At 62.1% G+C, this 24,755-nt stretch carries 23 protein-coding genes; 1 reads left to right on the top strand and 22 read right to left on the bottom strand.

The window, feature by feature from the left end; translation table 11 throughout:
- Positions 1 to 139: 139 nt before the first annotated feature.
- The 22 genes from SJH88_RS10120 to rpsB all read right to left on the bottom strand — a co-directional run bounded on the left by SJH88_RS10120 (position 140) and on the right by rpsB (position 23,264).
- Positions 140 to 1,171, bottom strand: a complete 1,032-nt coding sequence (locus tag SJH88_RS10120; RefSeq protein ID WP_239223345.1) for a Bug family tripartite tricarboxylate transporter substrate binding protein — start codon at positions 1,169 to 1,171, stop codon at positions 140 to 142.
- Between the two features lie 113 nt (positions 1,172 to 1,284).
- A complete protein-coding gene (locus SJH88_RS10115; protein WP_234688046.1) occupies positions 1,285 to 2,190 on the bottom strand; it encodes a TauD/TfdA dioxygenase family protein in 906 nt (301 codons plus the stop codon).
- Between the two features lie 217 nt (positions 2,191 to 2,407).
- Positions 2,408 to 2,857, bottom strand: coding sequence for a DUF4149 domain-containing protein (locus SJH88_RS10110; protein WP_274754388.1), 450 nt, complete (start codon positions 2,855 to 2,857; stop codon positions 2,408 to 2,410).
- Positions 2,858 to 2,861: 4 nt separating this feature from the next.
- Positions 2,862 to 3,338, bottom strand: a complete 477-nt coding sequence (gene greA, locus SJH88_RS10105) for a transcription elongation factor GreA (RefSeq protein ID WP_042412503.1) — start codon at positions 3,336 to 3,338, stop codon at positions 2,862 to 2,864.
- Positions 3,339 to 3,556: 218 nt separating this feature from the next.
- On the bottom strand, positions 3,557 to 6,805 hold the full coding sequence (carB, locus tag SJH88_RS10100; protein ID WP_274754387.1) for a carbamoyl-phosphate synthase large subunit: 3,249 nt from the start codon (positions 6,803 to 6,805) through the stop codon (positions 3,557 to 3,559).
- Positions 6,798 to 7,970: a glutamine-hydrolyzing carbamoyl-phosphate synthase small subunit gene (carA, locus tag SJH88_RS10095; protein WP_274754386.1), complete on the bottom strand. Its 1,173-nt coding sequence runs from the start codon at positions 7,968 to 7,970 to the stop codon at positions 6,798 to 6,800. Before carA ends, carB begins: the two co-directional genes overlap by 8 nt.
- 194 nt (positions 7,971 to 8,164) lie before the next feature.
- Positions 8,165 to 8,935: a TrmH family RNA methyltransferase gene (locus SJH88_RS10090; RefSeq protein WP_274754385.1), complete on the bottom strand. Its 771-nt coding sequence runs from the start codon at positions 8,933 to 8,935 to the stop codon at positions 8,165 to 8,167.
- Positions 8,932 to 9,585 (bottom strand): ribonuclease HII, encoded by a 654-nt coding sequence (rnhB, locus tag SJH88_RS10085; protein ID WP_043382295.1) that lies wholly within the window; start codon positions 9,583 to 9,585, stop codon positions 8,932 to 8,934. The genes SJH88_RS10090 and rnhB overlap by 4 nt, the downstream gene beginning before the upstream one ends.
- Entirely contained in the window at positions 9,557 to 10,726 is a 1,170-nt protein-coding gene (gene lpxB / locus SJH88_RS10080; protein ID WP_274754384.1) for a lipid-A-disaccharide synthase, read from the bottom strand. Before lpxB ends, rnhB begins: the two co-directional genes overlap by 29 nt.
- A gap of 4 nt (positions 10,727 to 10,730) precedes the next feature.
- Positions 10,731 to 11,522 (bottom strand): acyl-ACP--UDP-N-acetylglucosamine O-acyltransferase, encoded by a 792-nt coding sequence (gene lpxA / locus SJH88_RS10075; protein ID WP_274754383.1) that lies wholly within the window; start codon positions 11,520 to 11,522, stop codon positions 10,731 to 10,733.
- Positions 11,522 to 11,977 (bottom strand): 3-hydroxyacyl-ACP dehydratase FabZ, encoded by a 456-nt coding sequence (gene fabZ / locus SJH88_RS10070; protein WP_042412211.1) that lies wholly within the window; start codon positions 11,975 to 11,977, stop codon positions 11,522 to 11,524. The genes lpxA and fabZ overlap by 1 nt, the downstream gene beginning before the upstream one ends.
- A 9-nt stretch (positions 11,978 to 11,986) precedes the next feature.
- Positions 11,987 to 12,976: a UDP-3-O-(3-hydroxymyristoyl)glucosamine N-acyltransferase gene (gene lpxD, locus SJH88_RS10065; protein ID WP_274754396.1), complete on the bottom strand. Its 990-nt coding sequence runs from the start codon at positions 12,974 to 12,976 to the stop codon at positions 11,987 to 11,989.
- A 17-nt stretch (positions 12,977 to 12,993) separates the two neighbouring features.
- Positions 12,994 to 13,503 (bottom strand): OmpH/Skp family outer membrane protein, encoded by a 510-nt coding sequence (locus tag SJH88_RS10060; protein ID WP_042412214.1) that lies wholly within the window; start codon positions 13,501 to 13,503, stop codon positions 12,994 to 12,996.
- Entirely contained in the window at positions 13,503 to 15,860 is a 2,358-nt protein-coding gene (gene bamA, locus SJH88_RS10055) for an outer membrane protein assembly factor BamA (RefSeq protein ID WP_274754382.1), read from the bottom strand. Before bamA ends, SJH88_RS10060 begins: the two co-directional genes overlap by 1 nt.
- 38 nt (positions 15,861 to 15,898) lie before the next feature.
- Positions 15,899 to 17,257: an RIP metalloprotease RseP gene (gene rseP, locus SJH88_RS10050; RefSeq protein WP_274754381.1), complete on the bottom strand. Its 1,359-nt coding sequence runs from the start codon at positions 17,255 to 17,257 to the stop codon at positions 15,899 to 15,901.
- Between the two features lie 33 nt (positions 17,258 to 17,290).
- Complete coding sequence (gene ispC, locus SJH88_RS10045) at positions 17,291 to 18,469, bottom strand: 1-deoxy-D-xylulose-5-phosphate reductoisomerase (protein WP_274754380.1); 1,179 nt, start codon at positions 18,467 to 18,469, stop codon at positions 17,291 to 17,293.
- A complete protein-coding gene (locus SJH88_RS10040) occupies positions 18,469 to 19,320 on the bottom strand; it encodes a phosphatidate cytidylyltransferase (protein ID WP_274754379.1) in 852 nt (283 codons plus the stop codon). The genes ispC and SJH88_RS10040 overlap by 1 nt, the downstream gene beginning before the upstream one ends.
- A 14-nt stretch (positions 19,321 to 19,334) precedes the next feature.
- Positions 19,335 to 20,066: a polyprenyl diphosphate synthase gene (gene uppS, locus SJH88_RS10035; RefSeq protein ID WP_210930565.1), complete on the bottom strand. Its 732-nt coding sequence runs from the start codon at positions 20,064 to 20,066 to the stop codon at positions 19,335 to 19,337.
- Positions 20,067 to 20,091: 25 nt separating this feature from the next.
- On the bottom strand, positions 20,092 to 20,652 hold the full coding sequence (gene frr / locus SJH88_RS10030) for a ribosome recycling factor (protein ID WP_183301338.1): 561 nt from the start codon (positions 20,650 to 20,652) through the stop codon (positions 20,092 to 20,094).
- A gap of 71 nt (positions 20,653 to 20,723) precedes the next feature.
- Positions 20,724 to 21,446 carry a UMP kinase gene (gene pyrH / locus SJH88_RS10025; RefSeq protein WP_210930564.1) on the bottom strand — a complete coding sequence of 241 codons (723 nt, stop codon included), beginning with the start codon at positions 21,444 to 21,446 and terminating at the stop codon, positions 20,724 to 20,726.
- A 69-nt stretch (positions 21,447 to 21,515) separates the two neighbouring features.
- Entirely contained in the window at positions 21,516 to 22,406 is an 891-nt protein-coding gene (gene tsf, locus SJH88_RS10020) for a translation elongation factor Ts (RefSeq protein ID WP_042412229.1), read from the bottom strand.
- A 105-nt stretch (positions 22,407 to 22,511) separates the two neighbouring features.
- Complete coding sequence (gene rpsB, locus SJH88_RS10015; protein WP_042412231.1) at positions 22,512 to 23,264, bottom strand: 30S ribosomal protein S2; 753 nt, start codon at positions 23,262 to 23,264, stop codon at positions 22,512 to 22,514.
- A gap of 346 nt (positions 23,265 to 23,610) precedes the next feature.
- Between rpsB and SJH88_RS10010 the strand changes: the two genes are divergently transcribed.
- Positions 23,611 to 24,755 (top strand): NAD(P)/FAD-dependent oxidoreductase (locus tag SJH88_RS10010; RefSeq protein ID WP_274754378.1); only part of this gene is annotated, 1,145 nt, incomplete at its 3' end.

Genomic DNA, 24,755 nt, shown 5'->3' with positions numbered 1-24,755 from the left:
GCAGTCGCACGGGACAGGGCCCCTCCATGCACAGACCATGCCTGTGCGCGGCCGTGCGCCCCACCCCGGCACGAGTGGTGCATAAAAAAACCGCTGCGGCTTGCGCCCAGCGGTTTTGGGCATGGCGCGACAGCGCCGATCAGGTCGCCTTCAAGGCATCGCCCAGCTGCGCCACCACGCGTGTCCAATGGTTGATTTCTTGGTCGATGAATTGCGCATACGCCTTTTGGCTGTGGCTGCTGGCGATATCCACAACCAAGCCCTGCAGCTGCTTGACCACCTGCGGCTGCTGCAACGCCGTGTGCAGGTGCGCGTGCCAGGCGCTGGCAATCGGCTGCGCAACATTGGCGGACGCAAACAACCCAAACCAGCCTTCGTTGCTGACCTGCTGCAGCCCCACCTCGCGCAGCGTGGGCAGCTGCGGGTAATAGCTGCTGCGTGCCGCAGAGGCGACGGCCAGTGGCACCAGCTTCTTGGCTTCAATGAACGAACCAATCGCTCCGGCCGTCACAAACATGGCATCCACGCGGCCACCAGCCAAATCCTGCAAGGCAAAGGGACTGCCGCGGTAAGGCACGTGCAAACCCTTCACCTGCACCGCGTCTGCCAGCAAATGGCCCAACAGGTGGGCGCCGGAGCCAAGGCCTGTGGAGGCATAGCTGAATGTGCCCTTGCGTTTCCACTGCTCCAGCGCTGCTTGCAAACTGGTGGGACCACCCGCAGGCACCAGGAGGACCGAGGCCGTATTGCCGATTTGCCCAATCGGCGTAAAGCCCTTGCGGGGGTCATAGGGCTGGGGCGTTTGCATCAGCGGTGACAGCACATTCGTCCCGATGTGGCCCAGCAGCAGCGTGTGGCCATCGTTCTTGGCCACGGACACGAACTTGGAGCCAATGGTGCCACCCGCGCCAGGCTTGTTTTCCACGATCACTTCCCGGTCCAGCTGCGCGCTGAATGCCTGTGCCAGCACACGCGCCACGCCATCGGTGGCCCCACCTGCAGGCCCGCCCACCACGATGGTGACATGCTTGCCATCCACCAGAAAGTCTTTGGCGGGTACGGGGGGAGCATTCTGCGCCCCGAGCCAGGGAGCCGCCGTACCGGCCGTGAGAGCCGCCGACCATTGCAGCCATTGGCGGCGATTGAACGTGGAAATTTCGGAATGCGACATGGGAAATGGACTTTCAAAGGTGGTGCCTGCACCAGGGCGCAGGCAGCCAGCGCCGGCCGCTGCGGCCCGCGTTGCTGCATCAGGGATGGGGATGGAATGAAAAGCGCGCGGGCTTATTCGCTGACCTGGGTGCGCTGCATGTAGCGCCGCGCACTGGGGTCAAAGGCATCGCGGCGGTGCAAGGTCACCCGGTTGTCCCAAGCCACCAGGTCGCCGACCTGCCACTGCTGTGCCCATGCAAACTGCGGCTGTGTGGCGTGTGCCCACAGCGCGTTGAGCAGGGCTTCACTTTCTGACAGAGCAAGCCCGCGGACATAAGCACCACGGCGACGCCCCAAATACAGGCTGTACTTGCCGGTGTCGGGGTTCAGGCGCGCCAGCGGGTGCACGGCGCCCACGGTCTCACGCGGGTCGGTGCTGTCCTTGAAACCCAGGCGCAACTGGCCAGCGCTGTTGCGGCTGGCATCGTGCACGCATGCATGCTGCACAGCCTGCGCCTTGAGGTCGGGGGGCAGCGTGTCAAACGCCGCATACATGTTGGCGAAATAGGTGTTACCGCCTTCTGCCGGAATTTCACGCGCCAGCAACAACGCGGCCTTGGGAGGCACGGGCTGGTAGGTCATGTCCGCGTGCCAAACCGACTCGCCATCGCCCAGGCCGCCCAAGGCCTTGCCGTCTTGCACGACGTTGGAGATCACCACGATCTCGCGCGGCAGTGCCTCGGTGCTGCCATGCAGGGGCTGCGCACCGATGGGGCGCTGGTCCAGCTGGCCAAAGTAGGCAGAAAAACGGATGTGATCCTGCACCGTCAGCTGCTGCTGCCCGCGAAAGCGCAGCACCAGATGCCGGTTCCACGCCTGCTGCAGGGCGTGGACGGTAGCGGGGTGCAGAGGCTGGCGCAGATCCAGCCCCACGATGTCGGCACCCAAAGCGGCGCCCGTTGGTTTCACTTCAAAGGCTTGGGGTTCGGCCGCGATAGGGACGGAGGCCACCGCAGTGGCAAGGGATGAGGCAGTCATGGCAAACAGCTGGTGAATCAGTGAATGCCGTCATGCTAGAAATTTGCGCGCCCTCGGGGGAACGAAGTTTTCTGCGCATCGATATGCGTTTTTTGAAGCAAGCCCTGGCATGCGCTGCTTCGACAGGCCTAAAAAAAACCGCTGCGGCTTGCGCCCAGCGGTGGGTAGGAGGTCGGGGTGGTGGTCTGGAGATTGGTCGCCCAGTGACCCGGCAGGCTCAGGCCTGCTTGCGGTAGCGGTACAGGCTGCGCCAGGCCAGCCAGGCACAGCCGCCATGCAGCAGCAGCAAGCCCAGCATCTGGAGCCGCGGCAGCCATGCGTGTGCACGTGCCAGCCACTGCGGCAGAACGCCGTAGTGCAGCAACACCGCCGTCACCAGGCCACCGAGCACATAAATCAGCAGAGCGCCTTGCGCCCATGCTTCCTCGGTTTCCGCATGTTTTCGCCTGGAAAGTGCCAGCAGGCCTACGCAAGCCGCTATGGAAATCCAGGTCTGCACCAGGCTGAGCGGCTGCAGCTGCGCCGTGATCCGGTGCCAGTTCGGCTCGGTGGCGAAAAGCCCGATCACCGCCAGCAGGCTGCCCGCGACCGTGCCCAGCCACAGGCAGGCCAGCCACCAGGGCCTGCGCGCTGCCGCTGCGGGGCTGTGGCCGCTGCCGCCCATCACCCGCTCAGATGTACTTGACCGCGACGATCTCGTAGCGGCGCTCGCCGCCCGGTGCCTGCACCACGGCCGTGTCGCCCTCTTCCTTGCCGATCAGCGCGCGCGCGATGGGACTGGAGATGTTGATCAGGCCCAGCTTGATGTCGGCCTCGTCCTCACCCACGATCTGGTAGGTCACGGCGGCGCCGCTGTCTTCGTCCTCCAGCTCCACCGTGGTGCCGAACACCACGCGGCCGCCGGCATCCAGCGACGAGGGGTCGATGACCTGGGCCGCGGACAGCTTGCCCTCGACTTCCATGATGCGGCCTTCGATGAAGCCCTGGCGGTCCTTGGCGGACTCGTACTCGGCGTTTTCGCTCAGGTCACCCTGGGCGCGCGCTTCGGCGATCGCCTGGATGATGTTGGGACGCTCGACGGTCTTGAGACGGTGCAGCTCTTCCTTGAGCTTTTCTGCACCACGCTTGGTAATTGGAATGGTTGCCATGTCTAGTTTCTCCACATACGGCTGGGCGTACACGCGCACATCGGCACAGTCGCGCCACAGGGGCATGTCCAGAGTGCCACATCGACGTGGCTGTATGGATAGGACGCCCCAAAAGCAAACCGCCGCGCAGTGTGCCGCGCGGCGGTGTTCCTAGGTCAGGGGCTCATTATGCCGCGTTTGCAGCGGCATGCCCTCAGTAAAACCCGACGTGTTGTGACTTAGTGCGTCAGCAGGGCGTGCAGCTCCTGCACGGAATGCACGTCCAGGTTGCCACGCATGGCCTTCATGCCTTCCACGGCCGCTTCCGCGCCGAAGATGGTGGTGAAGGTGGTCACACGGGCCAGCAGCGCGCTGGTACGGATCTGGCGCGAGTCGGCGATGGCGTTGCGACGCTCCTCCACCGTGTTGATGACCAGGGCGATTTCGCCGTTCTTGATCATGTCCACGATGTGGGGGCGACCTTCGGCCACCTTGTTGACGGTCTGCACCTCCACGCCGGCTTCGGCAATCGCCGCCGCGGTACCGCGGGTGGCGCACAGGGTGTAGCCCATGGCCGCCAGTTCCTTGGCCACGGCCACGGCACGCGCCTTGTCGTTGTTCTTCACCGACAGGAAGACCTTGCCTTCGGCAGGCAGGTGCACGCCGGCACCCATCTGGCTCTTCACAAAGGCTTCGCCAAAGGTCTTGCCCACGCCCATGACTTCACCGGTGGACTTCATCTCGGGGCCGAGGATGGTGTCCACACCGGGGAACTTCACGAACGGGAACACGGCTTCCTTGACGCTAAAGTAAGGCGGCGTGATCTCCTTGGTCACGCCCTGGCTGGCCAGGGTCTGGCCGGCCATGCAGCGCGCGGCCACCTTGGCCAGCTGCACGCCGGTGGCCTTGGAGACAAAGGGCACAGTGCGCGAAGCACGGGGGTTGACTTCCAGCACGTAGATCACGTCCTGGCCGTCCTGCTCCTTGATGGCGAACTGCACGTTCATCAGGCCGACCACGTTCAGGCCCTGGGCCATGGCGGCGGTCTGGCGCTTGATTTCGGCGATGGTGTCGGCCTTGAGGTAGTAAGGCGGCAGCGAGCAGGCGGAGTCACCAGAGTGGACGCCGGCTTGCTCGATGTGCTCCATCACGCCGCCGATGTACACGGCGCCGGTGGCATCGCGCACACAGTCCACGTCGCACTCGATGGCGTTGGACAGGAAGTGGTCCAGCAGCACGGGCGAGTCGTTGGAGACCTTCACGGCTTCGCGCATGTAGCGCTCCAGGTCGCGCTGCTCGTGCACGATTTCCATGGCACGGCCACCCAGCACGTAGGAGGGGCGCACGACCAGGGGGTAACCCAGACCGGCGGCCTTTTCCAGGGCTTCACCTTCGGTGCGCGCCGTGGCGTTCGGTGGCTGGCGCAGGCCCAGGTCGTTGAGCAGCTTCTGGAAGCGCTCGCGGTCCTCGGCAGCGTCGATCATGTCGGGTGTGGTGCCGATGATCTTCACGCCTTCGGCTTCCAGGCCCAGGGCCAGCTTCAGCGGCGTCTGGCCGCCGTACTGCACGATCACGCCGTCGGGCTGTTCGACATCGACGATTTCCAGCACGTCTTCCAGCGTCAGGGGCTCGAAGTACAGGCGGTCGGACGTGTCGTAGTCGGTGGACACGGTCTCGGGGTTGCAGTTGACCATGATGGTTTCGTAACCATCTTCGCGCATGGCCATGGCGGCGTGCACGCAGCAGTAGTCGAACTCAATGCCCTGGCCGATGCGGTTCGGGCCACCGCCCAGCACCATGATCTTCTTCTTGTCCGTGGGTGCGGCTTCGCACTCCTCGTCGTACGTGGAGTACATGTACGCCGTGTTGGAGGCGAATTCGGCCGCGCAGGTGTCCACGCGCTTGAACACGGGGCGCACCTTCAACGCCTTGCGCGCTTCGCGCACGGCCTTGTCGGTGGTGTGCAGCAGCTTGGCCAGGCGGCGGTCGGAGAAGCCCTTTTGCTTCAGCGTGCGCAGCGTGGCGGCGTCCAGCAGGGACAGGGCCTTGTCGCCATGGGCTTCGAAGTGCTGGTCCAAGTCCAGCTCGATCTTGACAATCTCTTCGATCTGCACCAGGAACCACTTGTCGATCTTGGTGATGGCGTGCACTTCGTCCAGCGACCAACCGGCCGCGAACGCGTCACCCACGTACCAGATGCGGTCAGGACCGGGCTCGCCCAGTTCCTTTTCCAGGATTTCGCGGTCCTGGGTCTTTTCGTTCATGCCGTCCACGCCCACTTCCAGACCGCGCAGGGCCTTCTGGAGGGATTCCTGGAAGGTGCGGCCGATGGCCATCACTTCGCCCACGGACTTCATCTGCGTAGTCAGGCGGTTGTCGGCCGTGGGGAACTTCTCGAACGCGAAACGTGGGATCTTGGTGACCACGTAGTCGATGGTGGGCTCGAACGACGCGGGGGTGGCACCGCCCGTGATTTCGTTCTTCAGCTCGTCCAACGTGAAGCCAACGGCCAGCTTGGCCGCGATCTTGGCAATCGGGAAGCCCGTGGCCTTGGAGGCCAGCGCCGAGGAACGCGAGACGCGGGGGTTCATCTCGATGACGATCATGCGACCGTCCTTGGGATTCACCGAGAACTGCACGTTGGAACCGCCCGTGTCCACACCGATCTCACGCAGCACCGCCAGCGAGGCGTTGCGCATGATCTGGTATTCCTTGTCGGTCAGCGTCTGGGCGGGTGCTACGGTGATGGAGTCACCGGTGTGTACGCCCATGGGGTCCAGGTTCTCGATGGAGCAGACGATGATGCAGTTGTCCGCGGTGTCGCGCACCACTTCCATCTCGTACTCTTTCCAGCCCAGCAGCGATTCTTCGATCAGCAGCTCGTTGGTGGGCGAAGCCTCCAGACCACGCTTGCAGATGGTCTCGAATTCTTCGGCGTTGTAGGCAATGCCACCGCCCGTGCCACCCAGCGTGAAGCTGGGGCGGATCACGGTGGGGAAGCCGACGCGCTTTTGCACTTCCCAGGCCTCGTCCATGGAGTGGGCGATGCCGGAGCGCGCGGAGCCCAGACCGATCTTGGTCATGGCGTCCTTGAACTTCAGGCGGTCTTCGGCCTTGTCGATGGCTTCGGGCTTGGCGCCGATCAGCTCCACCTGGTACTTGTCCAGCACGCCGTGCTTCCACAGGTCCAGGGCGCAGTTCAGCGCTGTCTGGCCGCCCATGGTGGGCAGGATGGCGTCGGGTCGTTCCTTGGCGATGATCTTCTCGACCGTCTGCCAGGTGATGGGCTCGATGTAGGTGACGTCCGCCGTGGCAGGGTCGGTCATGATCGTGGCGGGGTTGCTGTTGATCAGGATGACCTTGTACCCCTCTTCGCGCAGCGCCTTGCAGGCCTGCACGCCGGAGTAGTCGAATTCACAGGCCTGGCCGATCACGATGGGACCGGCGCCGATGATCAGAATGCTTTTGAGGTCGGTGCGCTTAGGCATTGTTGTGGCTCTCCATCAGCGCGGTGAAGCGGTCGAACAGGTAGGCGATATCGTGGGGACCGGGCGAAGCCTCGGGGTGGCCCTGGAAGCAGAAGGCGGGCACATCGGTGCGCTCCAGGCCCTGCAGCGTGCCGTCAAACAGGCTGACGTGCGTGGCGCGCAGGTTGGCCGGCAGCGTTTCCAGTTCCACCGCAAAACCGTGGTTCTGGCTGGTAATGCTGACGCGGCCCGTATCCAGGTCCTTCACGGGGTGGTTGGCACCGTGGTGGCTGTTTTGCATCTTGAAGGTCTTGGCGCCGGAGGCCAGGGCCATGATCTGGTGACCCAGGCAGATGCCGAACAATGGCTTCTTGGCGGCCATGATCTCTTGCGCCGCAGCGATGGCGTAGTCGCAAGGTGCTGGGTCGCCAGGGCCGTTGGACAGGAACACGCCATCGGGGTTCAGCGCCAGCACGTCCTTGGCGGGCGTCTGGGCCGGCACCACGGTCAGCTTGCAGCCACGCTCGGCCAGCATGCGCAGGATATTCTTCTTGACGCCAAAGTCGTAGGCCACGACGTGGAACTTGGGGTTATCGAGCTGGCCATAGCCTTCGCCCAGCTTCCACTCGGTTTCCGACCAGTCGTAGCCGGCTGCCGTCGTCACCTCCTTGGCCAGATCCAGGCCCTTCATCGCGGGAGCGGCCTTGGCGGCGGCCAGGGCTTCGTCGATGCGCGCCTGGGTGACCGCTTCGCCTGCGGCCAGGCCCAGGATGGCACCATTTTGTGCGCCCTTGTCACGCAGCAGGCGGGTCAGCTTGCGGGTGTCGATGTTGGCAATCGCCACGGTCTGGTTGCGCACCAGGTACTGCGACAGGGTCTCGCCCATGCGGAAGTTGCTGGCCAGCAGGGGCAGGTTCTTGATGATCAAGCCTGCGGCATGGACTTGGTCAGCTTCGATGTCCTCGACATTGACGCCATAGTTGCCAATGTGGGGATAGGTGAGCGTGACGATCTGTTGGCAGTAGCTGGGGTCGGTGAGGATTTCTTGGTAGCCCGTGATGGCGGTGTTGAACACCACCTCACCCACTGTGGTGCCTTGCGCACCAATCGAATTGCCAACAAAGACCGTGCCGTCTGCGAGCGCCAGGATGGCGGATGGGAAGCTTCCCTGAAGAGACAAAAGCACTGGATTCTCCGGTTCTAAGTACGGTTACGCCCAGCGCGCGCACCCGACCTAGCGTCGTGCGGCATGTTGCTTATCTACAGTGATGACGAGGAAAGCGTCGCTAGGCGTATGGAAAGAATGCTGAAAAGCCTCTCATTATAGCCACTTCCTTTCGCAGCATTTTGACCACGCCAGGGATTCACCTCTCCCCACCCCTACAAGGCCTGACTTACCGCGCTGGCATGCAGGCAGATCGCCGCGGCCGCACCGACGTTCAGCGACTCCTCGCCCCCGGGCTGTGCAATCCGCACCGACTGGGCCGCGAGCGCCTCGACCGCAGGCCCCACGCCCTGGCCTTCATGCCCCATGGCCCAGGCGCAGGGCCAGGGCAGGTGCGCGCGGTGGATCAGATCGCCGCGGTGGGAGCTGGTGACCAGCAGCGGCACCTGCAGTTGCGCCAGCGCATCGGCTTCCACCCCTTCCACCAGATGCAGCGCAAAGTGCGCGCCCATGCCGGCCCGCAGCACCTTCTGGCTCCAAAGTGCGGCTGTGCCCTTGAGCGCAATCACCTGCCGGAACCCGAAGGCCGAGGCACTGCGCAGGATGGAGCCGACATTGCCGGCATCCTGCACCCGATCCAGCACCACGCTGGGCACACCGGATTGCACGGTCACACTGGGCGACCAGGGCAGGAGGTAGCCCATGCGGGCCGGCGACTCGAGACCGCTGATGTCCGCAAACAGGGCATCCGCCAGAACTACAACTTTGGAAGCGCATTGCGCCCATTCCACGGGCACCTGCGGCCAAAAAGACTCCGCAAACACCGCCACACTGGGTTTCAGGCCACGCGCCAGGGCCGCGCGACAGAGGTGGTCGCCCTCCAGCCACACCTGCCCTTGCCTGCGGTACACACCGCTTTCGCGCGACAGGCGGCGCAGGTCTTTGACGAAGGTGTTGTCACGCGAATGGATTTCTGTAAATTTCATGCCGTGGTGGCTGCGGTTTCACGCGCAGCGAATGTATGGATCACCTGCGCCACCGGGGCAAAGCTGCGCCGGTGGGCGGGTGTGGCGCCCAGGCCGCGCAGCGCCTGCAAATGCGCGGCAGTGCCATAGCCTTTGTGCGCGGCAAAACCGTAGCCAGGATACTCACGGTCAAAACCCTCGCACCAGCGGTCACGGTGGACCTTGGCCAGGATCGAGGCGGCCGAAATGGCCTGCACCAGGGCATCGCCCTTGACAATCGCCTCGGCCTGCACCTCCAGCACCGGCAGCCGGTTGCCATCGACTTGGACCAGTGCCGGCTTCAGGCGCAGGCCATGCACCGCCCGCTGCATCGCCAGCAAGGTGGCCTGCAGGATGTTGAGCCGGTCGATCTCTTCCACCGACGCTTCGGCAATGCAAAAGCACAAGGCCTTGGCGCGGATCTCGTCGAACAGCTTTTCGCGGCGCAAAGCCGTGAGCTTCTTCGAATCGGCCAGCCCGGCAATCGGGTGCAGGTCGTCCAGAATGACGGCCGCGGCCACCACCGGCCCCGCCAGGGGACCGCGCCCGGCTTCATCCACCCCCGCCACCAGGCCTGGCGCATGCCAGGGCAAGGAACCTTGCTCAGGCAGTGAGAACTTTTTGGATGGCATGGGCGGATAAGGTCGTCGTATCTTTGTGCAGGCTGCGGTGCAAGGCCGCAAACCGCTGCTCCACCACCTGCACCTTGGCGCGCGCATGTGCGCTGTCATCCAGCCACTGCGCCACGGCATGTGCCAAGGCCTGCGGCGAAGCCTGGTCCTGCAGCAGTTCGGGCACCACAAAGTCGGAGCACAGGATGTTGGGCAAGCCCACCCACGGCTGCAATTGCTTGCGCTGCATGAGACGGTAGCTGCACGGGTGCATGTTGTAGGAGATCACCATGGGCCGCTTGAACAACGCGGCCTCCAAGGTGGCCGTGCCACTGGCAATCAAGGTGCAGTCACAGGCCGCCAGCACATCGTGCGACTGGCCACGCACGATCTTGAGCCACGCAGCGACCCCCAGCTCCTGGCTCAGAGCCACCAGCCGGTCGTGCAGGGCCGGCACGGCCGGCAGCACCACCTGCAAATCAGGCCATTGCTGTCGCAGCAGGGCCGCTGCCTGCATGAAGGGCTTGGCGATGTATTGCACCTCGGCACGGCGGCTGCCCGGCAGCAACGCCAGGACCGGATGCTCCTGCACCAGCCCCAGGCGCACACGCGCAGCGGCACGGTCGGGCTCCATCGGAATGACCTGTGCCAAGGGATGCCCAACGTAGGTGGCCGCAATCCCATGCTGCGCCAGCAAATCCGGCTCAAACGGAAACAGGCACAGCACATGGTCGGCCGCAGCCCGGATCTTGTGGACGCGCTCTGCACGCCAGGCCCAGATGGAAGGGCAGACAAAGTGCACCGTCTTGATGCCCGCCGCACGCAGGTCCTGCTCCAACCCCAGGTTGAAATCCGGCGCATCAATCCCCACAAACACGTCCGGGCGGTCCTGCAGCAAACGCGCACGCAGCTGCCGGCGGATGGACAGGATGTCCCACAGACGCATCAGCACCTCAAAGCTGTAGCCATGCACGGCCAGCCGCTCACTGGGCCACAGCGCCTCAAAACCGCGCTGCTGCATGTGGGGCCCACCAATGCCCAGGGCCTGCACCTGCGGCCACTGGCGCTGCAGTCCATCCAAAAGCAAACCGGCGAGCAAGTCTCCTGACGTCTCGCCGGCCACCATGGCAACACGGGGTTGCTGTGTATCTTTGACAGACATGGCCTTAACGCGCAATTCCTCGTGTCGAAGCAGTCAAGAAAGACTGCATGAGCGCAATATCCTGGGCCGCTTCAGGCATCTCGGCCGCCAGCGACGCAATCGCTTGGACCGCGTCTTCCAGGGTCAGACCCTGTCGATACAACAGGCGGTGCATCTGCTTGACCGCCTTCAGCCGTTCGGGCGTAAAGCCACGGCGACGTAAACCTTCGATGTTGAAGCCGCGCACCGCCAGGGGGTTGCCTTCGATCATCATGAAGGGCGGGACATCCTGGGCCACACGGCTGGCAAAGCCAGCCATGGCGTGGGCACCGATCTTCACGAACTGGTGCACACCGGTCAGCCCCCCCAGAATCACCCAATCACCCACATGCACATGGCCCGCCAAGGTGGCGTTGTTGGCCAGGATGGTGTGACTGCCCACCGCGCAATCGTGTGCGATATGGACATAGGCCATGATCCAGTTGTCATTCCCCACGCGGGTGACGCCTGCATCCTGGCTGGTGCCGGTGTTGAAGGTACAGAACTCGCGGATGGTGTTGCGATCGCCAATCACCAGTTCGGTCGGTTCGCCCGCATACTTTTTGTCCTGCGGCTGCGCACCCAACGATGCAAACTGGAAAATCTGGTTATCTTCACCGATGGTGGTGTGACCCTCGATCACGCAATGCGGGCCAATGCGCGTACCAGCCCCCACCTTCACATGGGCGCCGATGACGCTGTAGGCCCCCACAGTCACAGAAGGGTGCAGCCAAGCCCCCTCATGCACGATCGCGGTGGGATGGATGTTCTCGCTCATCAGGCCTGCTTTTCAGGACCCACGTAACGCATGGTGCACATCAGCTCCGCCTCGCAGGCCACTTCTTCGCCCACGCGCGCCACACCCTTGAACTTCCAGATGCCACCGCGCACGCGGTCGATGGAAGCTTCCAGGATCAATTGATCCCCGGGCTCCACGGGACGCTTGAAACGGGCCGAATCAATCCCCACGAAGTAGTAGATATTGTTTTCATCGGGCACTTGACCCATGGCATCAAACGCCAACAAGCCTGCTGCCTGGGCCAGCGCTTCCAGCATCAGCACACCCGGCATCACGGGACGGCCTGGGAAGTGGCCCATGAAATAAGGCTCGTTGAAAGTAACGTTTTTGATCGCGCGGATGCGCTTGTTACTCTCAAGTTCAACCACCCGATCCACCAGCAAGAAAGGGTAGCGGTGGGGGAGTTGCTTGAGAATTGCGTGAATATCCATTATGAATTTCCGTTATTGCTGTTTGGCGCCTTCAAGCGCGCTCTCCAGCTTTTTGATGCGCTCTCTCAGCACATGCAGTTGCTTTAAAGACGCAGCGTTCTTTTCCCACTGCTCGTTTGTCTGCAATGGAAAGATTCCAGTGTACAAGCCTGGCTGGCGAATGGAGCGGGTCACCATGGACGTGGGCGAAATACTGGTTCCGTCCGCAATCGTCAAATGCCCCAAGATGTTGGCCGCGCCACCGATCGAACATCCCTGCCCGATGCGCGCACTGCCAGCCACCCCGGCATTGCCGGCGATCACTGAGTGCGCACCCACGTGCACGTTGTGGGCGATCTGGACCAGATTATCGAGCTTGACGCCATCTTCGATGACCGTATCGTCCAAAGCGCCCCGATCAATACAGGTATTGGCGCCAATTTCAACATCGTTACCGATGCGCACCTTGCCCAGTTGCTCGATCTTGATCCACTGTCCGGCCTCGTTGGCAAAACCGAAACCATCGGCGCCGATGACCACCCCAGGGTGCAACAAGCAACGTTCACCAATCTCACAGCCATCACTCACGGTGATGCGCGAACGCAGCACCGTCGCAGCACCGATGCGGACACCTGCCCCGACCACGCACAGCGGCCCGATATAGGCATCCGGGGCGATTTCTGCGGTCGGATCGACCACCGCCGAAGGATGCACACCCACCGGCCGCACGCCCTGCTGCTGCATCTTCCAGAACTGGGTCAGCTTGGCAAAGTACACATACGGATTGGCCGCCACGATGCACGCACCACGCTGTGCTGCAAGCTCACGCATGGCAGGCGCCACAACGACACAGGCCGCCCTGGAGGCGGCCATTTGCGTTGCATACCGAGGATTGCTGAGGAAGCTGATGGAATCTGCTTGCGCTGTTTCCAGGGGAGAAATCCGGGAAATCACGATGTCCCGACCTCCTCCTACCAACTCCCCCCCCAAGGCATCAACGATTTGTCCCAGCTGAACCATCACCTTGATGTCCAAGCAGATTACTTGCCGGAATTGTTCAAGGCCTTGATCACCTTGTCTGTGATGTCGTGCTTAGGGTTCACGTACACGGCTTCTTGCAGGATCACATCGTACTTTTCAGCCTCAGCAACCTGCTGCACCACGCGATTGGCCTGCTCCAGCACGCGCGCCAACTCTTCGTTCTTGCGGGCGTTCAGGTCCTCCTGAAACTCGCGGTTCTTGCGCTGGAAGTCACGGTCGCGCTCCACCAGCTCACGCTGCTTGGAAACACGCTGGCTTTCCGACAACGTGGGAGCATCGCGCTCAAATGCTTCCGATGCCGTCTTCAAAGCCTTGCCAGTGGCAACGAGTTCGCGCTCGCGCTTGGAGAATTCCTGCTCCAGCTTGCCCTGTGCAGCCTTGGCAGAGTTGGCCTCGCGGAATATGCGATCCGTATTCACAAAACCTGCCTTGAAGTCTTGTGCGTAAGCAGTCAGTGCCAGGCTACCCAGCAAGGCAGAAACTGCCAGTGTGCGATACATGTTTTTCATCAGAAAGACGTTCCAATTTGAAATTGAAGCTTTTGCAACTCATCACCCGGTTGCTTGCGGATAGGGTTGGCCCATGCCAGTCGCAATGGACCCAATGGTGAAATCCAGCTCAAACCGATACCCACCGAAGCGCGCATGTCGCTGAATCGAATGGGGTCATTTTCACCGTAAACGTTACCCACATCAACAAAGGTGAACCAACGCAGGGTCTTGTCATTCCCCGCGCCTGGGAATGGTGCGATCAACTCGAAGTTCATCACAGCTTTTTTGGCACCGCCCAGGTAAGAGTAGTTACCAGACGCATAGGCTGTGGGCGTGCCATCAGGCCCCACAAAGGTGCTTGAACGGGGACCGAGGCTGCCTTGTTCAAAGCCACGGACCGAGCCCAAACCGCCTGCGTAGAAGTTCTTGAAGATGGGAAAATCTTTGCCGCCCAGCCCCTTGCCCCAGCCCAGCTCTGCATTCGCTGCGAAAGTGATCGCCTTGGTCACTGGGATGTACTGCTGGAACTGGTAATTGGCCTTGACGTAATTCAGATCACCAGCCGCCGACCACTCGGCATTGAAGCGCTGATAACGACCAGAATTCGGCGCCAAGGCGCTGTCACGCGAATCACGCCCCCAACCCAAAGTCAGCGGAATGGCCGTATTGCTCTTGCCTGTATACGGCTCGTACTGCGATGGCATGTAAACGCCGCGCTTGATCGAGGTCTGCTCAAAGCCAAGGCCAAAGTAAACCGTATCCTGCTCGCTGAAAGGCACGCCAAAACGCACAGAGGCGCCCTTGGACACGATCTTGTACATATCATCGGTATCCACCTCGCTCCCATCGTAAACATACGAATAGGGACGTGAGGTACGGTAGTAAGCATCAACGGTGCGCGAAATACCGTCCTGTGTGAAATATGGATCGGTCGTGCTTACCACCAGCGTACGGTTGTACTTGCTGGTATTCACATCCAAGCCCAGATAGTTGCCCGAGCCAAACGCATTTTCTTGCTTGATACCGAAAGTCAGAGAGACTTTTTCCGCGCTCGAGAAACCCGCACCCAGCGTCACCGCCCCGGTAGGTTTCTCCTTCACACTCACAACCAGATCCACCTGATCAGGGGCTCCTGGCACTTCCTGGGTATCCACCCCGACTTCCGTGAAAAAGCCTAAACGGTCCACGCGATCCCGCGAAAGCTTGATCTTGTCACCGTCATACCACGAGGACTCAAACTGACGGAATTCGCGGCGAATCACTTCGTCGCGGGTGCGATCGTTGCCAGACACTTGAATGCGTCGCACATACGCACGGCGCGACGGTTCTGCACGCAGCACAAAAGCGACACGATTGTGTTCACGATCGATTTCAGGCACTGCTTCGACACGCGCAAACGCGAAGCCAAACTTGCTGAAGTGGTCCGAGAAAGCCTTGGTGGTTTCTGTCACCAGATCGGCGTTGTAAGGCTGACCCGGGCGAATTTTCACCAAGGCCTTGAACTCGTCCTCGCGCTCAAGGTAGTTGCCTTCCAGTTGCACGCCAGAGACCACGAATTTTTCACCTTCGTGGATGTTGACCACCAAGGAGATTTTTTGCTTATCCGGCGAAATCGCCACCTGCGTGGATTCGATCCGGAAATCGAGGTAACCGCGCTGCAGGTAATAGGAACGCAAGGTTTCCAGATCCGCATTCAGCTTGCTGCGTGCATAGCGGTCCGACTTGGTATACCAGCTCAGCCAGCCGCCCGTGTCCTGGTCGAACTGCTTTTTGAGGGTGGATTCGCTGAACGCCTGGTTGCCGACAATGCGAATGTTGTTGATCTTCGCGGCCTCGCCCTCGGTCACCGAGAAAGTCAGGTTGACCCGGTTGCGCTCAATCGGCGTGACGGTGGTCACGACCTCCGCGCCATACAGGCTGCGGTTGATGTACTGGCGCTTGAGCTCCTGCTCGGCGCGATCGGCCAGGGCCTTGTCGAAAGGACGACCTTCTGCCAGGCCCACATCCCGCATGGCCTTCTGCAACGCTTCCTTGTCGAACTCCTTTGTACCGACAAAGTCCACGCCTGCAATCGTGGGGCGCTCTTCCACCACCACCACCAGGACGTTGCCATTGGCTTCCAAGCGGACGTCTTTAAAAAGCCCCAGGGCAAACAGCGAGCGAATCGCTGCGGCCCCCTTGTCGTCGTTGTATTCATCGCCAACACGCAAAGGCATGGAGGCGAACACGGTACCTGCTTCGACACGCTGCAGGCCTTCGACGCGGATGTCCTGGACCTTGAACGGCTCGAGAGCCCAAGCCCCTTGGGCCAAACAGAGCAGCGCAGCAACCGCCGTGGCAGTGCGCGCGCCAAATCGATTAAACGGGAGTTTCATGTGAGAAGCAGGCGCCAACATTGGAGAGCAGCTGTGATTTAGCCCCAAATGCGGCTGATATCGTTAAATAAAGCAATGGACATCATCACAAGCAACAGGCTAATGCCCACCCGTTGAAGACGCTCCATCCATACATCGTTGACGGGATGCCCTGTGACACCTTCCCAAAGATAATACATCAGGTGCCCACCATCCAGAACAGGAAGCGGCAACAGATTCAACACACCCAGGCTCACGCTGATGAGCGCAAGGAACAAGACATACTGAATCCAGCCCAGGCTGGCCGATTTGCCGGCGTAATCGGCAATGGTGAGAGGCCCGCTGAGATTCTTCAGCGATGCCTCGCCCACCAGCATCTTGCCCATCATTTGCAGACTGAGGACCGAGACGTCCCAGGTCCTTGCCACACCCGCCACCACGCCATCCAAGGCGCCTTTGCGCACCGTCACCATTGCGGGCATGCCACCGATATAGGCACCAATGCGACCAATCCGACCTTGCTCGGTCGTTGCCAGCTCGGGCACGACCTCCAGCGCCTGCAAACGGGAATGGCGCTCCACCACCCAGGCCTGCGCCACAGGCGGGTTCTGCGCGGCGTTGCGAATCAGGCTGCGCAACTGGGCCCCATCCATCACAGGCTGGCCATTGACCGTCTGCACCACGTCGCCCGCCTGCAGACCCGCCCGGGCGGCCGGCATATTGGCCATGACCTCCCCGACCACCGGCGGCGTCCAGGGCGCAGTAATCCCGATCGCTGTCAGCATGCTTTGATCCAGCGCTGCACTGCCCAGATCGGCCAGCTTGAGTACACCCTCACCCTGCCGGCCGCTGCGCGTATCGCGCCAGAAAAGCCGAATGTCCTGGGCATTCAAGGCCGCTTGTGTCAATTGCCAGCGCAAATCCTCGAACGATTCCACCGCCTGTGCAGGGGCCTGACCCAGTTGCACCGACTGGATCCACTCCCCTCCCTGCAGACCCGCGGCACGCGCCAGTGACCCGGCCTCCGGCGCGGAGACGATCGCCTTGGGCTGCTCCACACCGACCCAGTTCACCACGCTGTAGAGCGCCACAGCCAACAACAGGTTGGCCAGCGGCCCTGCGGCCACAATCGCCGCCCTCTTGCGCAAAGGCTGGCGATTGAACGCCTGGTGCAACTGCTCAGCGGGGACCGCACCCTCACGCTCGTCCAACATGCGCACATAACCGCCCAGAGGCAGGACGGCGATCACAAACTCGGTGTCCGAGCCAGAGCGCGTCCACCGCAGGAGCGGTTTGCCCATGCCGATGGAAAAGCGCAGCACCTTGACGCCACAGGCCACGGCCACGCGGTAGTGGCCGTACTCATGGATGGCGATCAGCAGCCCCAGAGCAACGATGAAGGCAACCAAGGTCAGCATGCAGTCTTTATCCTCCGTAGCCGTCGCACACGATCACGCCGCAAAACGCTCCAACACGCCTGCAGCCACGCTGCGCGCCTCATCGTTCAATGCCAGCAGATCCCCCACGCTTCGGGGCTGCGAGGGCGTCAAAGTTCCCAAGGTTTCCAGGTTCACGGCATGGATGCGATCAAAACGCAGCTGCCCGGCTAGGAAAGCCGCCACCGCCACCTCGTTGGCCGCATTGAGCACGGCCGTGGTGCCCTCCGGAGCGTTGAGCGCCTGCCACGACAAATGCAGGCCGGGAAAACGGTGCGCATCCGCCTCCTCAAAGGTCAAGCCCGCCAACGCCGTGAAGTCCAGGGGCGCCACGCCACTTTCGATGCGCTCCGGCCAGGCCAGACCGCAGGCAATCGGCACCCGCATGTCCGGCGTGCCCAGTTGGGCCAGGATGGACGCATCCTTGAACTGCACCATGGAGTGGATGATCTGCTGGGGGTGAATGACCACCTTGATCTTTTCGGGGGCCACATCAAACAGCCAGCGGGCTTCGATCACCTCCAGGGCCTTGTTCATCATGGTGGCCGAGTCCACCGAGATTTTGCGCCCCATGGAGAAATTGGGGTGGTTGCAAGCCTGCGATGGCGTGATCTCGGCCAGTGTGGCGGGATCGCGCTGGCGGAAGGGCCCACCGGATGCGGTGAGCAACAGGCTGTCAATGCGCGCGGACCAGGTGCTGCGATCTTCGGGCAGGCATTGAAAAATCGCCGAGTGCTCACTGTCGATCGGCAGCAGCGTGCATGCGTTCTGCTGCACGGTGTCCATGAACAGGGCGCCCCCCACCACCAGCGCTTCCTTGTTCGCCAGCAGCAGGCGCTTGCCCGATTGCGCGGCCGCCAGGCAGGGCGACAGACCCGCGGCCCCGACGATCGCCCCCATGACCACATCGACCTCGGGGTGAGATGCTATCTGTTCCAGAGCATCCTGCGCTTGCAACACCTGCGTTGGAAGGCCATTCGACTTCAAATCCTGCGCCAGCTGCACCGCATGGGGACCACTGGCCATCACGGCATAGCGCGGCCGGAATTCGGCGCACTGGGCCAGCATCAGCTCCACCTGCGTCGAGGCACTGAGCGCAAACACTTCGTACTGCTGCGGGTGGCGGCGCACCACATCCAGCGTATTCGTACCAATCGAGCCCGTGGAGCCCAGCACCGTCAAACGTTGTTTCATCACTGCACCAAAGAAGTCAGCATCATGGCCAGAGGCAGGGTCGGCAGCAGCGCATCAATGCGGTCCAGCACCCCACCATGCCCTGGCAGCAGCTGGCTGCTATCTTTGACCCCAGCGCTGCGCTTGATCAAAGACTCCACCAGATCCCCCACCACGCTCATGGCCGCCATGAACAGGGCCGCCAGCAACAGCAGCCACCAGCCGCGGTCAAACACGCGGCTGTAAAAACTCAGCACCTGCACCTGGTTGGCACGGTCCAGCGCCACCCAGACAAAGGCCAGCGCCACCACGCCCAGGGCACCGCCCCAGGCGCCCTCCCAGCTCTTGCCGGGACTGATGGCGGGCGCCAGCTTCACCTTCGTGAAGCGCAGCCCCAGCGCCCGCCCGGCAAAATAGGCAAAGACATCCGCCACCCAGACCAGCACCAGGATGGAAAGCAGGAAATTCACACCCATTTGGCGCGCCTGCACCATGGCCAGTCCTGCCACCCACAGGGCCAGAACGCCGGCACACCAGCGCACGATGAACGGAATCTTCGCCCAGCCCGGCACGCCAGCCTTCACCAGACAGGCACTGCCCAGCACCCAGGCCGCGCCGGCCAGCAGCCACAGCACAGGGTGCGGCTGCGCCAGCCACCCCATCTGCCAGGTCGCCACGCACAGCAACGCCGCCACCACGGCGGTCGTCACCGCCCCCAGCGGCTGCAAGCCATTCAGGCGCCCCCACTCCCAGCCCCCGGCCGTTACGAGCACCAGCACCAGCAGGTTGAACGGCCACACATTGGGATGAAGCAGGGCCGGCAACAAAATGGCCAGCAAGAGGATGGCAGTGATGACTCGCTGCTTGAGCATGGGATGGTCTACCTTCAGACAGTCAATCGCTGCTCGGATGACTGATTTATTTGTTCAGAAGTTTGGCCGAAGCGACGCTCCCGGCGTGCATATTCGGCGATCGCGGCATCCAGCTCCGCCGCGTCAAAATCGGGCCACAGGGCGGGGCTGAAATACAGCTCCGAGTATGCGGCCTGCCACAGCAGGAAATTGCTGATGCGGTATTCGCCCCCGGTGCGGATCAGCAAGTCCGGGTCTGGCACATGGGCCATGGCCAGGGCGGCACCCAGGCTGCTTTCGGTGATGGCGATGCCTTGCGCAGCCAAGCCAGCGGCAGCCTGGGCGATGTCCCAGCGCCCGCCATAGTTGAAGCAGACATTCAGCACCAGACGGTCGTTGCTGGCCGTCAATGCTTCTGCCTGCAGGAAGCCCGCCACCACCTTGTCGGACAAGCTGCTGCGCTCGCCGACAAAATGCAGCTGCACCCCCTCCGCGTGCAGGCTGGGCACCTCGCGCGCCAGGGCCCCGGCCAGGAGGTTCATCAGGCCCGAGACCTCCTCCGCAGGACGGTTCCAGTTCTCGGAAGAAAAGGCAAACACCGTCAGCACCCGCACGCCACGCTCAATGCAGTGGCGCACACAGCGGCGCAGCGACTCCAGCCCCTGCTTGTGCCCGGCCAGGCGCGGCAAAAACCGTTTCTTGGCCCAACGGCCATTGCCGTCCATCACGACCGCCACATGGCGCGGCACTGCAGAAGAAAAGGTCATGGGCAATCCTGGCAGTGTCCGGCTTTCACACCGCCAGAATGTCTTGTTCCTTGGCCGCGACCAAAGCGTCGACCTCGGCAATGTGCTTGTCGGTCATCTTCTGGATGTCGGCTTCCGAGCGCTTCTGATCGTCTTCGGAAGCTTCCTTGTCCTTGACCAGGCGCTTGACCGCTTCGTTCGCATCGCGACGCAGGTTGCGCACCGCCACCTTCGAGGCTTCGCCCTCGTTGCGCGCCAGCTTGGTCATTTCCTTGCGGCGCTCTTCGCTCATCGGAGGCATGGGGACACGGATCAGGTCGCCCATCGATGCGGGATTCAGGCCCAGGTCGCTTTCACGGATGGCCTTTTCCACCTTGGCCGCCATGTTCTTTTCCCAGGGCTGCACACTCAGGGTGCGCGCATCCAGCAGGGACACGTTGGCCACCTGCGACAGCGGCACCATGGAGCCGTAGTACTCCACCTGGATCACATCCAGCAACTGCGGGCTGGGACGCCCGGTACGGATACGCCCCAAGTTGTTCTTCAAAGCCTCGAGGGACTGGCCCATCTTGGTTTCGGTGTTCTTCTTGATTTCAGCAATCGTCATATTCATCACCTCTGAAAGCAAATGGCCTTCCATTGTTTACACAAGGAAGGCCTCTACTCGCTGTTAATGGATCAAGCGTGTACCAATGTGCCCTCATCCTCGCCCATGACCACGCGCAGCAAGGCGCCCGGCTTGACGATGGAGAATACGCGGATGGGCAGCTTCTGGTCACGACACAGCGCAAAAGCCGTGGCATCCATGATGCCAAGGTTGCGGCCAATCGCCTCGTCGAATGCCAGCTTGGTGTAGCGGGTGGCCGAGGGATCCTTCATCGGATCTGCGGTGTAGACACCATCCACCTTGGTGGCCTTGAGCACCACTTCGGCACCGATTTCGGCGCCGCGCAGGGCGGCAGCTGTATCGGTCGTGAAGAAAGGATTGCCCGTACCCGCGGCAAACACCACCACCTTGCCTTCTTCCAGGTACTGCAGCGCCTTGGGGCGCACATAAGGCTCCACCACCTGCTCGATGCCGATGGCCGACATCACGCGCGCGGTCAAGCCCTGCTTGTCCATGGCATCGGCCAGCGCCAGTGCATTCATCACCGTGGCCAGCATGCCCATGTAATCCGCTGTGGCGCGATCCATCCCCACCGAACCGCCCGCCACGCCGCGGAAAATATTGCCCCCGCCGATCACCACCGCCACCTGCACACCCACCTTGGTCACTTCGACAATCTCGGCCACCATGCGTTCGATGGTGGCGCGGTTGATGCCGAACTGGTCGTCCCCCATGAGCGCTTCGCCAGACAACTTCAGCAGGATGCGTTTGTGGGCTGGTTGAACTTGTGTCATGGGTAACTCCGGTGTTGTAAGTGGTTATGGGTTGGAAATCGATCGAGAGCAGTCAGCGCCAGAGGGGGATCAGGCGCCCTTGGCAGCAGCCATCTGGGCAGCCACTTCAGCAGCGAAGTCGTCAGCCTTCTTCTCGATGCCTTCGCCCACCACGTACAGGGTGAAGCCCTTCACGGTGGTGTTGGCAGCCTTCAGCATCTGTGCCACGGTCTGCTTGCCGTCGGCAGCCTTCACGAACACTTGGTCGGCCAGCGACACTTCCTTCAGGTACTTCTGCACCGAGCCTTCGACCATCTTGGCGACGATCTCGGCAGGCTTGCCGGATTCGGCAGCCTTGCCTTCGGCCACAGCGCGTTCCTTCTCGATCAGCTCGGCAGGCACGTCGGCGGAGGTCAGTGCCACAGGCTTCATGGCTGCCACATGCATCGCCACATCCTTGGCAGCAGCAGCATCGCCTTCGAATTCCACGATCACGCCGATGCGCGAGCCGTGCACGTACGAAGCCAGGTTGCCTTCGAAACGCTTGAAGCGGCGGAAGGACATGTTTTCACCGATCTTGCCGATCAGGCCCTTGCGCACGTCTTCCAGGGTGGGGCCAAAGCCGTCTTGCTCGTAAGCCACGGCGCCCAGGGCTTCCACGTTGGCGGGATTGTGCTTGGCCACCAGCTGGGCCGCAGCCGCAGCCATCGCCAGGAAGCTGTCGTTCTTGGACACGAAGTCGGTTTCGCTGTTCACTTCGATCAGGGCACCCACGTTGCCGTCGATAAAGGAGGTCACCACGCCTTCAGCCGTCACGCGCGAAGCGGCCTTGCCAGCCTTGGTGCCCAACTTCACGCGCAGCAACTCTTCGGCCTTGGCCATGTCGCCATCGGCTTCGGTCAGGGCCTTCTTGCATTCCATCATGGGCGCGTCGGTCTTCGCGCGCAGTTCAGCCACCATGCTTGCGGTAATTGCAGCCATCTTGTTTCTCCGTATTCAGTTCAAATCGTTACAGGATTTCAGCTTAAAAAAAGGGGGCTACCGTGAGCCCCGCTTTCTTATCGCGACGAGTCGCGCAGCCAGCTCTTAGGCAGCGGATTCATCCACTTCCACGAACTCGTCAGAGCCTTCGCCGGCAGCAACCTTGGCCACATCGTTCAGACGGGCTTCACGGCCTTCCAGGATGGCGTCAGCGATGGCGCGGGCGTACAGAGCCACAGCCTTGGCCGAGTCATCGTTACCGGGGATCACGTAGTCCACGCCTTCGGGATTGTGGTTGGAGTCCACCACACCGATCAATGGAATACCCAGCTTCTTGGCTTCGGAAATAGCGATCTTGTGGAAGCCCACGTCGATCACGAAGATGGCGTCAGGCAGGGTGTTCATGTCTTGAATACCGCCGATGTCCTTCTCCAGCTTTTCCAGTTCGCGAGCGAACATCAGCTGCTCTTTCTTGGACAGGGACTCCAGACCCGCTTCTTGCTGAGCCTTCATGTCCTTCAGACGCTTGATCGACGTCTTCACGGTCTTGAAGTTGGTCAGCATACCGCCCAACCAACGCTGATCCACGTAAGGCACGCCTGCGCGCTGGGCTTGCTCAGCCACCAGCTCACGAGCTTGGCGCTTGGTACCGACCATCAGGATGGTGCCGCCATTGGATGCCAGTTGCTTGGCAAACTTCTGGGCGTCCTGCAGCATGGGCAGGGACTTTTCCAGGTTGATGATGTGGATCTTGTTGCGGTGACCGAAGATGAACGGAGCCATCTTGGGGTTCCAGAAACGAGTCTGGTGACCGAAGTGGACACCAGCTTCCAGCATTTCGCGCATGGTAACGGACATGTTTTTTCTCCAAAAGGTTGGGTCTTAAATGCAGCTCGATTTTGCAAACCTCCAGGTTTGGCAACACCTTAAGAGAGCTGATTTGCGATTCACTTTGACAGCCCCGCCCAGCGTTTTACCGGACAGTCAACTGCAAAGCCGAAAAATTTTAGCACAAGCCAGACCACCCTCCAGCGCTGCGCTGTGGATTCACCCTTTTGCACCCCATCCGCCACCCACATATTTCACCCAACCACCCCGCCCGCAGCCCCACTGACCCACACTTGATATTTCTTTGCGAAGTGGGTGCTTGACGACTGCAATTGCGCGTCAAAATCGCGGGTTCACGAATTGCGCCCGACACGCCATGAATATCGCCATCGTGGGAGCCGGTATCACCGGCATCTCCACGGCCTTGGAACTCGCCCGCGACGGGCACCAAGTCACCGTCTATGAACAAATGAACGCCACCGCCGAGGAGGCCAGTTTTGCCCCGGGCGGCTGGCTGTCACCGTGCGTGGCGCCCAGCCTGTCGGCACCCGGCGTGGGCATGCCGCTGAAACAGCTGCAAAAGGGCAGCGGTCTGCTGCAGGCCTCGACCTTTCTGGGCAGCAACACCTGGCGCTGGATGCGCCAGTGGAAAAAGCACGAAAAACAAGCCTTCAAGCAGGGCGCCCATCCCCTGTTCTCCGCCTTGCAGGCCCTGTCGAGCTACAGCCAAGACCTGCGCTGGCAAGACTGCGAGGATCCGGAATCGATTGCCGAGCAACGCCCCGGGGCACTGATCCTGCTGCGCAACCCGCAGGAACTGGAGTTCTGGCAGCAGCGCCTGCCACTGCTGCAGGAACAGGGGATTGCCTGCCAACTGCTGAGTCCGCAGCAGGCACTGGGCATCGAACCCAGCCTGGGTCAGGACATCGCCTGGCTGAGCGCACTGCACTTCCCCCAGGGTGAGTCCATCAACCCCCGGCTGTGGACCCACCTGCTGCGCATGCAGGCCCAGCACCTGGGCGCACACATTCACACCGGCATGGCCATCCAGCGCATCAGCACCCAGCCACTGGGGGTGCAAACCGCCCAACAGTTGCACTTGCACGATGCCATCGTGCTGTGCACCGGCGCGCACCAGCAACTCAGCAGCCAGGCCCTGGGCCTGCAACTGCCCCTGATGACCAACTGGGGCTACAGCGTGACCGCCCCCGTGCGCGACGCCCTGCAGGCCCCGCGCGGCAGCGTCATGGACTGGGCGCAGCAGGCCACCATCACCCGGATGGGGCAACGCGTGCGCATCACCGCCGGACTGGAATTGAACAGCACCGCCAGCACCCCGTACCACACCGCTACACTGCAACGCATGTACCGTCTGCTCAACGACTGGTTCCCCGGTGGCGCACACCTCTCCTCCCCGCAGGTACAGGTGTGGCGCGGCGTGCGCGGCCACCTGCCCGACGGCCTGCCCGCCGTGGGTGCCAGCGGGCGTCCCGGGGTGTGGCTCAACCTGGCGCACGGCAG

Origin of the sequence: Comamonas sp. GCA5, assembly GCF_036541385.1 — a bacterium.
Classification (GTDB): domain Bacteria; phylum Pseudomonadota; class Gammaproteobacteria; order Burkholderiales; family Burkholderiaceae_C; genus Comamonas; species Comamonas aquatica.
The sequence above is the reverse complement of the archived record's forward strand: the minus strand, read 5'-3'. Positions and strand labels throughout refer to the sequence as shown.

Excerpts from the sequence above, each read along its gene's own strand:
- SJH88_RS10120 (WP_239223345.1), bottom strand. The coding sequence starts at position 1,171 with ATGTCGCATTCCGAAATTTCCACGTTCAATCGCCGCCAATGGCTGCAA.
- SJH88_RS10115 (WP_234688046.1), bottom strand. The coding sequence starts at position 2,190 with ATGACTGCCTCATCCCTTGCCACTGCGGTGGCCTCCGTCCCTATCGCG.
- carB (WP_274754387.1), bottom strand. The coding sequence starts at position 6,805 with ATGCCTAAGCGCACCGACCTCAAAAGCATTCTGATCATCGGCGCCGGT.
- lpxB (WP_274754384.1), bottom strand. The coding sequence starts at position 10,726 with ATGTCTGTCAAAGATACACAGCAACCCCGTGTTGCCATGGTGGCCGGC.
- lpxA (WP_274754383.1), bottom strand. The coding sequence starts at position 11,522 with ATGAGCGAGAACATCCATCCCACCGCGATCGTGCATGAGGGGGCTTGG.
- rpsB (WP_042412231.1), bottom strand. The coding sequence starts at position 23,264 with ATGTCCGTTACCATGCGCGAAATGCTGGAAGCTGGTGTCCACTTCGGT.
- SJH88_RS10040 (WP_274754379.1), bottom strand. The coding sequence starts at position 19,320 with ATGCTCAAGCAGCGAGTCATCACTGCCATCCTCTTGCTGGCCATTTTG.
- pyrH (WP_210930564.1), bottom strand. The coding sequence starts at position 21,446 with ATGACACAAGTTCAACCAGCCCACAAACGCATCCTGCTGAAGTTGTCT.
- rseP (WP_274754381.1), bottom strand. The coding sequence starts at position 17,257 with ATGCTGACCTTGGTTGCCTTCATCGTTGCTCTGGGGCTGCTGATCGCC.
- frr (WP_183301338.1), bottom strand. The coding sequence starts at position 20,652 with ATGACGATTGCTGAAATCAAGAAGAACACCGAAACCAAGATGGGCCAG.
- bamA (WP_274754382.1), bottom strand. The coding sequence starts at position 15,860 with ATGAAACTCCCGTTTAATCGATTTGGCGCGCGCACTGCCACGGCGGTT.
- greA (WP_042412503.1), bottom strand. The coding sequence starts at position 3,338 with ATGGCAACCATTCCAATTACCAAGCGTGGTGCAGAAAAGCTCAAGGAA.
- tsf (WP_042412229.1), bottom strand. The coding sequence starts at position 22,406 with ATGGCTGCAATTACCGCAAGCATGGTGGCTGAACTGCGCGCGAAGACC.
- SJH88_RS10090 (WP_274754385.1), bottom strand. The coding sequence starts at position 8,935 with ATGAAATTTACAGAAATCCATTCGCGTGACAACACCTTCGTCAAAGAC.
- rnhB (WP_043382295.1), bottom strand. The coding sequence starts at position 9,585 with ATGCCATCCAAAAAGTTCTCACTGCCTGAGCAAGGTTCCTTGCCCTGG.
- ispC (WP_274754380.1), bottom strand. The coding sequence starts at position 18,469 with ATGAAACAACGTTTGACGGTGCTGGGCTCCACGGGCTCGATTGGTACG.
- uppS (WP_210930565.1), bottom strand. The coding sequence starts at position 20,066 with ATGACCTTTTCTTCTGCAGTGCCGCGCCATGTGGCGGTCGTGATGGAC.
- SJH88_RS10060 (WP_042412214.1), bottom strand. The coding sequence starts at position 13,503 with ATGAAAAACATGTATCGCACACTGGCAGTTTCTGCCTTGCTGGGTAGC.